Here is a 13,095-nt window from a genome sequence, read left to right as displayed (position 1 = left end):
GCATGAACCCCACGAACCTCAGGAACTCCCAGGAACTCCAGGACCACAAGGAGCACTTCATGACCTCGTCCCCGCCTCGGCACTGCTGGGTCGCCGCCACCGGCACCGCCGCCGACCCCGCCGACCCGGCCGGTTCCGTCACGTACGGCGACCTCCCGCCCGCGCCCGAGCCCGACATCGACGTGCGCTGTCACCGCCGGCTGCGGGGCCCGTACACCGGGGGCGGGGCCCTGCTGCGCGCGGTGATCCCCGAACTGGCGGGCGAGCACGACGAGTTCATTGCCGCGCGGGCCACCGAGGTGATCTCGCTGGCACCCGACCTGGCACCCCGGGTGCCGATCGCGCCGCAGACGCTGACCGCGCTCGCCAGCCGCGCCGAGCGCACCCGCTTCTACTCCGTCGCCCGTACGCTGCGCGTCTCGCACGGCGTCGCCGAGCTGCTGACGGACTGGGCGCGTACCGTCCGCCCCGGCGGTACGGTGATCCGCTTCCGTGAGCTGGACGACGCCGACCCCACCGACCGTGAGCTGGTCTCCGTCCTGCTGCGGCGCTGCGACCCGGCCGTCCTGCGGCTGGTGGTGGAGACGGACGGTCTCGCCGACGACGAGTTGGGGCAGGCGCTGCGCACGTACGCCGACCGGGCCGCGCCGGAAGCGGCCGGGACCCCGGACGAGCGGCCTGCCGAGCTGCCGGACGAGCACCTGGACGAGCACCTGGAGGGCGCCGATCTCGCGCAGCTCTTCATCGACGCGGACGGCACCAGCAAGGACCCGCGACTGATCGCCGCCTACGAGGCGTTGGACCCGGCCGAGCGGGCCGCCCGGCACAGCGCCCGCGCGGAGCTGCTGGCCGAACGCGCCGAGCCGGGTGTGTCGTTGGGCGCGCACCTGTACCACCTGGAGCACGGCACCGACCCGGCGGCCGGGGCGGGCACCGCCTTCGTGGACGCCTGCGAGTCCTGCTTCGACAGCGGCTTCTACGAGGCGGCGCTGGAGATCTCGCAGCGCGGGCGGGCGCTGTTCGGCGACGCGCGGCCCAAGCCGTACTGGAACCTCACCAACAAGATCGGCGCGTGCCTGTCGTATCTGCGGCGCGGCGAGAAGGGCTTCTCGTACTTCGCCGAGCTGCGGTCGGGCAGCACCGAGCCCGAGATCCACATGAATAGCTGCTACATGATGGCGATGCTCTACACCCGCCACCTGCCCAAGGGCATGCACGACGAGATGCGGGCGCTGGAGTGGGTCAACACCGCGATCGCCATCGCGGACTGGAACCCGGACCCGCACCGCCGGGTCTTCGTGGGCGCTTTCATGCGGAACGCGAAGGCGCTGGTCGAGCTGCACCGCGCCGACCTGGACGCGGCGCTGGCGCTGGTCAACGACGCCATCGCGATGACGGACGAGGATCTCGGCCCGGACGAGCAGCTTCTGCACCGCTCGGTGCTGCGCTACAACCGCGCGCAGATCCTGGCCGCGCGCGGCGACCACGAGGGCTCGCTCGCCGACTACGACCTGGTGATCAGCCGCGACCCCGACTACGGCGACTACTACTTCGAGCGGGCCGGAGGGCGGCGCGCCAACGGGCAGTTCGACGCGGCGCTCGCCGACTACGCCGAGGCGATCCGGCTCAGCCCGCCGTTCCACGAGGCGCACTTCAACCGGGCCGATCTGCTGCGGGAGTTGGGCGACGAGGAAGCCGCGCTGCGCGATCTGGACTACGCGGCGATCCTCGACCCCGGCCACGTCGACACCCTCGTCAACCGGGCCGACCTGCTCATGGCGCTCGGGGAGATCGAGCAGGCGACGGCGGACGTCGAGGCGGGCCTCGCGCTGGACTCCAAGAACGCCAACCTGCTGTGCGCGCAGGGGACTCTGCTGGCCGAGTCCGAGCAGGTCGACGCGGCCTTCACCAGTTTCACCGCCGCCCTGGAGTCCGACCCGTCGTTCGTCGCCGCCTGGGTCAACCGGGCCGTGCTGTCGTACTCCGCCGGGCGGCTGCCGGAGGCCGTGGACGACCTGGACCACGCGATCGAGCTGGCCGACGACCCGGTGCTGCGCGGCAACCGGGCGCTGGCGCTGTACGACCTGGGCGCGTACGAACGGGCCCTGGCCGACCTGGACATCGCGATCCCGGCGCTCGCCGACGAGGACCCCGACCTGCTCTACCGGCGCGGCGCCGTACGCCTCGCGCTCGGCGAGACGGACGGCGCCTTCGCCGACTGGCGCGACCACCTGGCGGCCTACGGGGAGGGCGAGGCGTCGCCCTTCGTGGAGGAGATCGCCGAGCGGATGCGGGAGTTCGTGCCCGGCGACGGGGAGTCGGCAGCGGCCGGCCGGGAGTCCGTACCGAGCGGCCGGGAGGGCGCGGCGTGACCGCGTCCGCCGAGGCGCCCGCCTCCGTACCGGAGTTGGAGGCCGGTGTGGGGCCCGGGCTCTACCGGGCGGTGATGCGGCAGCACGCGAAGGGCGTCGCCGTCATCACCGCGGGCGAGGACGCCGGGCCGCCGGTCGGCTTCTGCGCCACCTCGCTGACGTCGGTCTCCCTCGACCCGCCGCTGGTCTCCTTCACCGTCGGCCTGCACGCGGCGTCCTTCACCGCCGTGGAGAGCGCCCGCCATGTCGCCGTCCACCTGCTCGCCGAGGGCCAGGAGGACACCGCCCGGCGCTTCGCCCACGGCGGGGCCGCGAAATTCGGGGCGGCCACCGCCTGGCACCGGGGGCCGCGCGGCCTGCCCGTGCTGGACGACGTCCTCGCCGCTCTGATCGTCTCCCTCGTCCAGCTCGTGCCGGTCGGCGACCACGCCCTGGCCATCGGCCGGGTCGTCGAGGCCACCCACGCCCCCTCCCCCGCCCGGCCGTTGATCCACCACGACGGCGCGTTCGTCCATCTGGCTCTTCCCTAGGGCGTGTTGACGGCCCGGCGGGACGACGCCGCGGGCTCCCCGTCCACCGTGCGGTGGACAGCGGAGTACCCGTACGGTCGTCCCGCCGGGCCGTCCGCCCGGTCGACCGGCTCGGCGCCCGGCCGGAGCGCCCCCGGCTGTCCGAGCGCGATGCGGTACGGATTCCGCGAACCCCTCTTCCGCGTCGTCGGCGTGACGGGGGGTCAGCCGGTGGCGGTCACCGGCGCCATCTTGTCGGCGATCCCCGGATTCTTCGCGAGCCACTTCTTGACGCCCGCCGCCGTGTTGTCCTGGCCGGCGGACTGGATGTCGGCCTCCAGGGAGCTGAGCTGCTCCTCGGTGAGGTGGAAGTCCTTCATCCAGGCGGTGACCTGCGGCAGCTTGTCCGCCCGGCCCTTGTTGGCCAGATTGTGGATGGAGTCGGCCTTGCCCCACAGGCCCTTGGGGTCGGCGAGCTTGGTCAGCTCGTACGTGCTGTAGGCCCAGTGCGGGGACCACAGGACGACGGCGACCGGCTTGTGCTGCGCGTAGTCCCGCTTCAGCTCGGCGAGCATGGCGGAGGTGGAGCTGCTGACGACCTTGTACTCGCTGTCGAGGCCGTAGCCCTTGAGCACCGTGGAGTTGAGCAGCTTCATCTCGCCCGCGCCCGGCTCGATGCCGATGATCCTGCCGCCGAACTCCTTGCCCCGGCCCTTGAGATCGGCCATGGACGAGACGCCCTTGACGTAGGACGGGACGGAGACCTCCAGGGACGTCTGGTCGTACCACTTGCCGAGGTCGGCGTAGTCCTTGCCGTACTGCTGGAGGTAGGACGCGTGCGTGGTGGGCAGCCAGGCGTCGGTGAGGTAGTCGAAGTTGCCGGTGGACAGGCCGGTGAAGGCGGCGCCGGGGTCGTAGGTGTTGACCTGGGCCTTGTAGCCGCGCGAGTCCAGGACCTCCTTCCACAGGTTGGCCGACGCGATGGACTCGTCCCAGTTGAAGGAGCCGATCTTGACCGTCCGGCCCTTGCCGACGTCCGCCGAACCGGCCGTCGCGGGGCCGTCGTCGGAGTCGCCGCCGAAGATGCCGGTGCCGCAGGCGATCAGGGCGAGCGCGACGACGGCGGACAGGCCGACGGCGGGGCGCGGGCGGTAGCGCAGCACGCTCAGGCCGCGCGTCGGGAGCTTCGCGCGGGCCAGCGCGAGGGCGCGGCGGCCCAGCGGCGAGACCTGGTCGCCGAGCGCGCCGGTGATCCGGTCGAGGTAGATGGCCAGGATGACCACCGCGATGCCGCCCTCGAAGCCGAGGCCGATGTTGACCTGGCTGATCGCGCCGAAGACGGTCGAGCCGAGCCCTTCGGCGCCGACCATGCCGCCGATGACGACCATCGACAGCGTCAGCATGATGACCTGGTTGACGCCCGCCATGATGGTCGGCAGCGCCAGCGGCAACTGCACGCGCATCAGCGTGCGGCCCGGCGACGTACCGAACGCGTCGGCGGCCTCGACCAGTTCCTCGTCCACCTGCCGGATGCCCAGCTCGGTCATCCGGACGCCGACCGGCATCGCGAAGACGATGCAGGCGATGACGGCCGGGACCGTGCCGAGGCTGAAGAAGATGATCGCCGGGATCAGGTACACGAAGGCGGGCAGCGTCTGCATGACGTCGAGCACCGGCCGGACGACCATGCTCGCGGTCCGGCTGCGCGCCGCCCAGATGCCCAGCGGCACCGCGAGCAGCAGGGCCACGACACCGGAGACGACGACCAGGGACAGCGACTGCATCGCCTCGTCCCACTGCGCGATGGAGTCGATCAACGCGAAGCCGAGGAAGGCGAGTACGCCCGCCGGGAGGCCGCGCATCCACAGCGCGATCACCGCGAGGATGGCCGCCATGAGCAGCGGCGGCGGGCCGCCGAGCACCCATTCCACGCCGTCGTACATGTGGTTGACGACGCTGCTGATCGCGTCGAAGAGCCAGGAGAGGTGGTCCGTCAGCCAATTGACGGCGTCCTCCGCCCAGTTACCGAGGTGAATCCTAGGCACGGGCGGCCTCCTTCCCTTCGAAGGACCCGGATTGGACGGTCCCGGATTCGGCCCCGGCTTCTACGGTCCCGGATTCGGGCGCGGTCTCGTCCTCGTGGTCGCCGAGCGCCGCGAGCAGCGCCACGCGCGGGATCACTCCGGTGAGCCGCCCGTCGTCGTCCACGACGGCCAGCGGCAGCTTCGTCCGCGAGGCGGGCGTGAGCAGGCCGGACAGCGGGGTGTCGGCCTGGGTCGTCACGCAGTCGGTGTCCATGAGGTCGCGCACCGTGCCATCGTTGTCAGCCTGCGTGCAGCTGACCTCGGTGACCGTGCCGACCAGCTTGCGACCGCCCTCGGCCCCGCCCTCGACGACGAAGGCGGCGGACGCGTGGTCGTCGCGCAGGACGCTCATCGCGGCGCGCGGCCCGTCGTCCGGGCTGACCATCACGCGCGGTTCCTCCATGATCGAGGCGGCGGTGAGCACACGGGAGCGGTCGACGTCCTGCACGAAGCTGGCCACGTAGTCGTCGGCCGGTTCGGTGAGGATGTCCTGCGCGGTGCCGATCTGGACGATCCGGCCGTCGCGCATGACGGCGATACGGTCGCCGAGCCGCATGGCCTCGTTCAGGTCGTGGGTGATGAAGACGATGGTCTTGCGCAGCCGCTGCTGGAGTTCGAGGAGCTGGTCCTGCATGTCGCGGCGGATCAGCGGGTCCAGCGCGGAGAACGACTCGTCCATCAGCAGCAGTTCGGCGTCGGTGGCCAGCGCGCGGGCCAGGCCGACGCGCTGCTGCATACCGCCGGACAGCTCGTCGGGCCAGGACTTCTCCCAGCCGCTGAGGCCGGTCATCGCCAGCGCCTCGGCGGCCTTGGCCTCGCGCTCCTCGCGCGGGCGGCCCTGGACCTCAAGGCCGTAGGCGGCGTTCTCCAGCACGCTGCGGTGCGGGAAGAGCGCGAAGTGCTGGAAGACCATGCTGATCCTGCGGGAGCGCAGGTCGCGCAGGGCCTTCGCGGACAGGGCCGTGAGGTCCCGCCCGTCGAACAGCACCCTGCCCGAGGTGGGCTCCAGCAGACCGTTCAGCATGCGCAGCAGGGTGGACTTGCCCGATCCCGACAGGCCCATCACGACGAATATCTCGCCGGGTTCCACGGTGAAGGAGGCGTCGACGACCGCAGCGGTCGTCCCTTCCTCCCTCAGTTTCTCGCGGTCGGCGCCTTCCTGAAGCCGACGTACTCCTTCCTTCGGCCTTCTGCCGAAGATCTTGCTTACGTGCTCGACGACGAGCTGTGTCACGGTGGCCTTTCGGGGCAGGGGACAGAGCGGAGCCGAACCTTCCGACTCCGCGTCGCCGCCTACCCGAGGTCACACGCAGCGCAAACAAGACGGCTTAAATCGGTCCTCTATGCCCGATTTGATGTCGCTTTGCGGGGCAGCTCATTGTGACCGGATCGTGTCCAAGAACGCAGGGGGCTCGTCAGCCCCGCCTGACACTCAGACCCCGTGCGGCGCACTGGCGGCGTCCGTCTCCGTCATCGTGTCCGTCCCGGCCGCCGTGTCCGGCTCCGCGTCCGGCTTCAGGGTGCCCGCCGCGACGCTCGCGATGACACAGAAGGCGACCGGCAGGGCGAAGGTGGCGTTCAGCGGCATGAAGTGGGTGAGCGGGCCGATGACGGCCGGGCCCGCGAGCATGCCGAGGTAGCCGAGGCCCGCCACGCGGGAGACGTTGGCGCCCGCCGCGTCCTTGTCCGCGTGGCCGGCGGCGCTGAAGAGCTGCGGGATGCAGCCGGACAGGCCGATACCGAAGACCGTCCAGCCGATGAGGGCCAGCGGGACGCTGTTGGACAGCGCGGCAGTGGCGAGACCGACGGCGCCGAGGGCGGAGCCGTACCGCAGGACCGCGACCGTGCCGACGCGGGCGGCGACCGAGTCGGTCAGGAAGCGGCCGACGGTCATCGCGGTGGCGAACGCGCCGTACGCGAGGGCGGCGGTGGCCTGCGGGGCGTCGAGGACGTCGCGCAGGTGGAGCACGCTCCAGTCGTTGGCGACGCCTTCGCTGAGCATGAGCATCAGGGCGAGGGCGGCGAGGATCCAGATACGGGAAGGGGTCCTGCGCGCGGACTTGGCCGCCGCCTTGGGCGTATCCGTGGCCGTATCCGTACCCGTCACCGCGCCCGTGGCCGTCGCCGCGCCCGTGGCCGTATCCGTGGCCGCGCTCGCGTCCGCCCGCTCGGCCACTTCCTTGGGGAGCAGCGCCGGGGCGGCCAGGGCCATGACGGCGAGGCCGACCAGGGCCGCGGCGCCGAGGGTGACCGCCGGGCTCCAGCCGAGCTTCAAGGTGAGCGCGCCGAGCAGGGAGGCGATGACGCCGCCGACCGAGAAGACGGCGTGGAAGGCGGACATGATGGGCCGGGCGTATCCGTGCTCGACCTGGACGGCGTGGGTGTTCATGCTGACGTCGAGGGAGCCGTTGCCGAAGCCGAAGACGAACAGGGCGGCGGCCAGCGCCCACGGGTTGGTGGCCAGGCCCGGCAGGACGACGGCCGCGGCGCACAGCGTGGCGCTCGCGGGTACGACCTTGCGGGAGCCGATCCGGTCGGTGAGGGGCCCGGCGAGCTGCATGCCGATGAAGGCGCCCCCGCCGAGCAGCAGAAGGAGCCAGCCGAGCACGGCGTGGCTGATGCCCACGCGGTGTTCGATGGCGGGAATGTGCACGATCCACATGCCCAGGACGAAGCCGTTGAGAGCGAAGAAGGCGAAGGTGGCCAGCCGTCCGGCCCGCAGGGATCTCTCCATGGTTCGAACGTAACGAACAGATTCTCTGTTTGTAAAGTTGCAATCCGAACATCTCGGGTGTTCGATTGCGTCATGGCGAGTACGGCGGGCGGTACTGAGGGAACGGGCGGCGCGGCGCACGCCGGGGCGGCGGAACGGCTGCGGCGGATCGCGGAGGCCGTGCGCGAGGCGGGCCGGATGAGCGTCGCGGACCTGGCGGAACTCACCGACACCTCCGAGATGACGATCCGCCGCGACCTGGAGGCGCTGGCCGAGCAGGGCGTCATCGAGCGCTACCGGGGCGGCGCCCGGAGCCTGCTGCTGCGCGGCGAGGAGCCGCCGTTCGCGCTGCGCGCGCAGGACGGGAGCGACGCGAAGCGGCGGATCGCCGCCGCCGTCGCGCAGATGCTCACCGACGGCGAGTCCGTCGTGCTCGACAGCGGCACCACATGTCTTGAGGTCGCGCGCGCCCTGGAACACCGGCGCCTGACCGTCATGCCGCTGTCCCTCCACGCGGCCAACGCCCTCACCGGCGCCGCCCACGTCAAGCTGCTGCTTCCGGGAGGCGAGCCCCGCCCCGGCGAACTCGCCCTCACCGGACCGCTCACCGAGGCGTCGCTCGCCTCCCTGCGCTTCGACACCGCCGTCATCGGCTGCTGCGGCCTCACCGCGGCCGACGGCCTCACCGCCTACGACCTCGCCGACGCCGCCGTCAAGCGCGCCGCGATCTCCGCCGCCCGCAGGGTCATCGCCGTCGCCGACGCGGCCAAGTTCTCCCGTACGGCGCTGGCGTTCGTCGCCGCGCCGACCGCCCTCGACGCCGTCGTCACGGACGGAGCGGCCCCCGCCGAGAAGACGGAAGCCCTCGCGGCGGCCGGAGTCACGGTCCACACCGTCTGAGACGTGTCCCTCGGGGGCTTTCCCGCCTCCCGCGAACGGCGCGCGGGCAGGGGGCGCGCCGGGGTGAAACCTTGTGACGGGGGGATCACCCGAACCCGTGAAGGGTGGGGAAAACGCCTGGCGGCGGGGGTGCGGCGGCGGGCTGAGGTGATCGCGGGGGCGCGCGCCCCTTCCCGCCTCGGCCGGCAGGTTTGCACCACTCGCGGCGCGAAGTCGCCCCCCGCGCGCCGTACCGGGACGGCGCCCCGGGCTGTTTCGCTGGTTCCCGTGCGGTGGGCCGTCCGGTCCCGGGGCCGTTCGGTCCCGCGGGCCGTCCGGTCCGCGACCGGCCTGTGCGCACAGCTCTGTTCCCCGTCCCGGAGGCAAAGTGCCCGCTTCGGAAAGCACCATCAGCCCCACGACCGACGAGCCGCCGCCCGCCGCACCCGGCGACGGCGCGCGGCTCACCAGCCTCAGCACCCTGGGGGCGCGGCAACTCGCCACCACCACCAAGTCAGAACCGCAGATGCGCGGGATCAGCTCGCGCTGGCTGCTCAGGATGCTGCCCTGGGTGGACGTCCCGAGCGGCACCTACCGCGTCAACCGCAGGCTCCAACTCCACGTCGGCCAGGGCAGGGTGAGCTTCGACCAGAACGGCGCCGACGACGTCCGGGTGATCCCGGAGACGCTGACCGAACTCCCGGCGCTGCGCGGCTACCAGGACACCGCCGTGCTGCGGGAACTGGCCGGCCGCTACGAGGTCCGCCAAGTGCGCGCCGGAGACACGCTGTTCACGGCAGGGCAGCCGATCACCGAGACCTACCTCGTCGTCCACGGACGGCTGACCCGGTACACCGAGGGCAAGTACGGGGAGGAGGCGGTCACCGGAGTCGTCACCGACGGGGGCCAGTTGGGGGACGAGTCCATCGGCCAGGACGAGCCGCGGTGGACGTCCTCGGCGCGGGCCGACACCGCGGCCGTCCTGCTCACCGTCCCCTGGACCGTCGTCGCCGAAGTCGCCGACCGCGTCCCCTCCTTCGCCGCGCACCTGGCCGCGTACGCCGAGCGGCAGCGGCGGCCGACGAACCGGCGCGGCGAGGCGGACGTCCCGACGCAGGCGGGGCACCGCGGCGAGCCGTCGATCCCCAGCGGCTACGTGGACTACGAACTGGCCCCGCGCGAGTACGAGTTGTCGCTGACCCAGACCACGCTGCGCGTGCACAGCAGGGTCGGGGACCTCTACAACGACCCGATGGACCAGACCCAGCAGCAGCTCAAGCTGACCATCGAGGAGATCCGCGAGCGCCAGGAGTGGGAGCTGGTCAACAACCGCGACTTCGGGCTGCTGCACAACACCGAGTACGACCAGCGGATCAGCACCTTCAGCGGGCCGCCGACACCGGACGACCTGGACGAGCTGCTGTCCATGCGGCGCGGCACCCGCTTCCTCATCGCCCACCCGAAGGCGATCACCGCCTTCTTCCGGCAGGTGAGCAAGCGCGGTCTGATGCCGGGCCTCGCCGACGTCAACGGGCACGCGGTGCCCGCCTGGCGCGGTGTGCCGCTGCTGCCCTGCGGCAAGATCCCGATCACCGGGCACCACACCAGCAGCATCATCGCGCTGCGTACCGGTGAGGACGACCAGGGCGTGGTCGGCCTGCTCCCGACCGCGCTGCCGGATCAGCTCCAACCGGGCCTGAACATGCGCCGCATGGGGGTGAGCACGACGGCGGTCATCAGCTATCTGGTCACCGCCTACTACTCGATGGCGATCCTCGTGCCCGACGCGGTCGGCATCCTGGAGAACGTCCAGCTCGGCAGGACCGTCGAGTGACCGGGCCGAGCGTGGACCACGCGACGGGCGCGCCCCCGGACACGGACGTGTCGCGGGCGGCGGCCACCACGGTGGCCGCCGTCACCCCCACCGTCCCCCGGCAACTGCCCGGTCCGCAGAATCTCACCCGGACGCTCAAGGCCCGGCGCACCGGGGCCGTTCCCGGTCTCAGGTACCAGCCCGCGCCGCCCGTGGACCAGGCGAAGGTCGACGAGGTGGACCGGCGGCTCGAGGAGTGGGCGCGCGGCCTCGACCTGTTCCCGCCCGCGTGGAACGGGGACTTCGCGGGATTCCAGTTCGGCCGGGCCGTGGTGCTCCAGCATCCGGGCGCCGCCGACCTCGAACGGCTCACCGTCGCGGGCGAGTTGCTGCTCGCCGAGAACCTGGTGGACTCCTGCTACTGCGAGGAGGAGGAAGGAAGAGGCGGTTCCCACCAGGGCCTCGGCGGGCCGCTGCTCATGGCCCAGTCGGCGATCGACCCGCACCACGGCACGCCCGAGTCCGAGGCCCAGTGGCGGCTCGGCATGCAGGCGGACGGGCCCCTGCGCTCGTACCACTGGGCGATGAGGGACTACGCGGAGTTCGCCACCCCGAGCCAGACCACCCGCTTCATGCACGACATCGCCCGGCTGCACCTGGGCTATCTCGCCGAAGCGGCCTGGGCGGAGAAGCGTTTCGTCCCGCAGGTGTGGGAATACCTGGTGATGCGGCAGTTCAACAACTTCCGCCCCTGCCTGTCGATCATCGACGCGGTCGACGGGTACGAGCTGCCCGAGGCCGTCTACGCGCGGCCGGAGATCCAGCGGATCACGGCGCTGGCCTGCAACGCGACGACCATCGTCAACGACCTCTACTCCTTCACCAAGGAGCTGGAAGGCGACCCGACGCACCTCAATCTGCCGCAGGTCGTGGCCGCAAACGAGGGATGCGGACTCAAGGCGGCCTATCTGGAGAGCGTCGAGATCCACAACCGGATCATGGGCTCCTTCGAGGAGGAGGCCGCCGCCGCGTCGGCGACGTCACCGCTGGTCGCGCGGTACGCACGCGGGCTGTCGGACTGGGTGGCCGGCAACCACGAATGGCACGCGACCAACACCCACCGATACCGCCTGCCCAACTACTGGTAGGCGCAGGCCGCTTCACCCGCTCCACGGCACGATGACCGATCCCAGTACCAAGAGGAGTCAGCGTTGACCATTTCGCACCCCGGCGTCGCCAAGGCACCGGTTCCGGCCCAGTCCACGTACCAGACCCGCGTCGCGGACTACTGGAACGCCGAACAGAATCCGGTCAACCTCGAACTCGGCAGGATCGACGACCTGTACCACCACCACTACGGTGTCGGCGACGTGGACTGGTCCGTACTCGACGAGACGGACCCCGCCAGGCGCCGGGATCTGATCACCACGGAACTGCACCGGCTCGAACACGCCCAGGCCGAACTCCTCGCCAAGCACCTGGGCCCGCTGAGCCCCGAGGACCGGGTCTTCGACGCCGGCTGCGGGCGCGGCGGCGGCAGCGTCACCGCGAATCTGCGCTACCAGTGCCACGCCGACGGCGTCACGCTCTCCACCAAGCAGGCCGACTTCGCCAATGAGCAGGCGCGGGCGCGCGGTATCGACGGCAAGGTCCGCTACCACCACCGCAACATGCTCGACACCGGCTTCCAGACCGGCGGTTACGCCGCGTCGTGGAACAACGAGTCGACGATGTACGTGGAGTTGGACCTGCTCTTCGCCGAGCACGCCCGGCTGCTGCGCCGCGGCGGTCGCTACGTCGTCATCACCGGCTGCTACAACGACACGTACGGGCGCGCGTCCCGCGAGGTGTCCCTGATCAACGCCCACTACATCTGCGACATCCACCCGCGCTCGGCGTACTTCCAGGCGATGGCCAAGCACCGGCTGGTGCCCACCCACGTCGAGGACCTGACGGCCGCGACGATCCCGTACTGGGAACTGCGCAAGTCCGCGGACCACTTGGTCACCGGAGTCGAGGACGCCTTCCTGACCGCGTACAAGAACGGCAGCTTCCAGTACCTGATGATCGTCGCCGACCGCGTCTGACCTTCGGCGCGCGAGACCTCCGGGGGGACCCCGGCTCGGACCAACACGAGCCGGGGTTCCGGGGGTCAGTGGCGGCGCGGCGGAAGGGGGGCGGACAGGCCCGTACCGAACAGACGGTGGTCGACCTCGTCGAGGGCCAGGCGCAGGGCGCCGAGGGCCACGCCCTCGTCGGCGAGCGTGGAGGCCCGGATCTCGGGGAGGCGCAGGCACAGGCGACGGACACGGTGTTCCTGGCCGTACACGGCGTCCAGACCGGCCGGTTCACCGCCGCGAGCGAGCCGGAGGCCGACATCGGGCGGGCCCTGATCGCCGCCGCACGGCGAACCGTCGTGCTCGCCGACTGATCCTGGCCGGCGACCCATCCGCGGCCGGAGCGGCTCCGAATACGGGGCAGGAGAGCGTCTCCGTGTGGTCGTCGTACGGGAAGGACCGGGCCTGCCGCTTACCTCCACTGAGCTGTGGAGGTGTCGTTTCCGGACCGCGGGATCTGCTGAATTTCTGCGCATTCAGCCCGCGTCCGGAATTTGTCGTGCCCGAATACCGGGACGCTCCCGATGAGCTTTGTGGTGCGTGAGTGAATTACTCGCGAGTAAAAGGATCACCGTAATGATCATCACCACTCTCGCCGCGCTGACCAG

Annotated in this window: 10 protein-coding genes; 7 read left to right on the top strand and 3 right to left on the bottom strand. The window is 71.3% G+C overall.

Annotated features, from left to right (window positions below; all coding sequences use genetic code 11):
• The first annotated feature begins 2 nt into the window (after window positions 1-2).
• Window positions 3-2,372, top strand: a complete 2,370-nt coding sequence (locus ACFZAM_RS05355; protein ID WP_391042917.1) for a tetratricopeptide repeat protein — start codon at window positions 3-5, stop codon at window positions 2,370-2,372.
• Between the two features lie 74 nt (window positions 2,373-2,446).
• Window positions 2,447-2,902, top strand: coding sequence for a flavin reductase family protein (locus tag ACFZAM_RS05350; protein WP_355336440.1), 456 nt, complete (start codon window positions 2,447-2,449; stop codon window positions 2,900-2,902).
• A gap of 203 nt (window positions 2,903-3,105) precedes the next feature.
• On the opposite strand, the gene ACFZAM_RS05345 is transcribed toward ACFZAM_RS05350, so the two are convergent.
• The 3 genes from ACFZAM_RS05345 to ACFZAM_RS05335 all read right to left on the bottom strand — a co-directional run bounded on the left by ACFZAM_RS05345 (window position 3,106) and on the right by ACFZAM_RS05335 (window position 7,699).
• Window positions 3,106-4,926, bottom strand: coding sequence for an ABC transporter permease/substrate binding protein (locus ACFZAM_RS05345; RefSeq protein ID WP_355336351.1), 1,821 nt, complete (start codon window positions 4,924-4,926; stop codon window positions 3,106-3,108).
• Window positions 4,919-6,199 carry a betaine/proline/choline family ABC transporter ATP-binding protein gene (locus ACFZAM_RS05340; protein ID WP_391042914.1) on the bottom strand — a complete coding sequence of 427 codons (1,281 nt, stop codon included), beginning with the start codon at window positions 6,197-6,199 and terminating at the stop codon, window positions 4,919-4,921. Before ACFZAM_RS05340 ends, ACFZAM_RS05345 begins: the two co-directional genes overlap by 8 nt.
• A gap of 198 nt (window positions 6,200-6,397) precedes the next feature.
• On the bottom strand, window positions 6,398-7,699 hold the full coding sequence (locus ACFZAM_RS05335; protein ID WP_391042911.1) for an MFS transporter: 1,302 nt from the start codon (window positions 7,697-7,699) through the stop codon (window positions 6,398-6,400).
• A 72-nt stretch (window positions 7,700-7,771) separates the two neighbouring features.
• On the opposite strand from ACFZAM_RS05335, the gene ACFZAM_RS05330 reads away from it, so the two are divergent.
• The 5 genes from ACFZAM_RS05330 (at window position 7,772) to ACFZAM_RS05310 (ending at window position 12,801) form a co-directional block, all read left to right on the top strand.
• The gene (locus tag ACFZAM_RS05330) at window positions 7,772-8,578 is read left to right on the top strand and encodes a DeoR family transcriptional regulator (RefSeq protein ID WP_391042909.1); all 807 of its coding nucleotides are present in this window, start codon (window positions 7,772-7,774) and stop codon (window positions 8,576-8,578) included.
• A gap of 367 nt (window positions 8,579-8,945) precedes the next feature.
• A complete protein-coding gene (locus ACFZAM_RS05325; protein ID WP_391042906.1) occupies window positions 8,946-10,391 on the top strand; it encodes a family 2B encapsulin nanocompartment shell protein in 1,446 nt (481 codons plus the stop codon).
• A 71-nt stretch (window positions 10,392-10,462) separates the two neighbouring features.
• On the top strand, window positions 10,463-11,518 hold the full coding sequence (locus tag ACFZAM_RS05320; protein WP_355336438.1) for a family 2 encapsulin nanocompartment cargo protein terpene cyclase: 1,056 nt from the start codon (window positions 10,463-10,465) through the stop codon (window positions 11,516-11,518).
• Between the two features lie 63 nt (window positions 11,519-11,581).
• Window positions 11,582-12,457, top strand: a complete 876-nt coding sequence (locus ACFZAM_RS05315) for a geranyl diphosphate 2-C-methyltransferase (protein WP_355336343.1) — start codon at window positions 11,582-11,584, stop codon at window positions 12,455-12,457.
• 116 nt (window positions 12,458-12,573) lie between these two features.
• Complete coding sequence (locus ACFZAM_RS05310; protein ID WP_391042904.1) at window positions 12,574-12,801, top strand: hypothetical protein; 228 nt, start codon at window positions 12,574-12,576, stop codon at window positions 12,799-12,801.
• Window positions 12,802-13,095 lie beyond the last annotated feature (294 nt).

It is taken from the genome of Streptomyces sp. NPDC008079 (assembly GCF_042957385.1).
In the GTDB taxonomy this organism is placed as follows: Bacteria; Actinomycetota; Actinomycetes; order Streptomycetales; family Streptomycetaceae; genus Actinacidiphila.
Note: the sequence above shows the minus strand (reverse complement) of the source record. Positions and strands in the feature narration are given on the sequence as shown.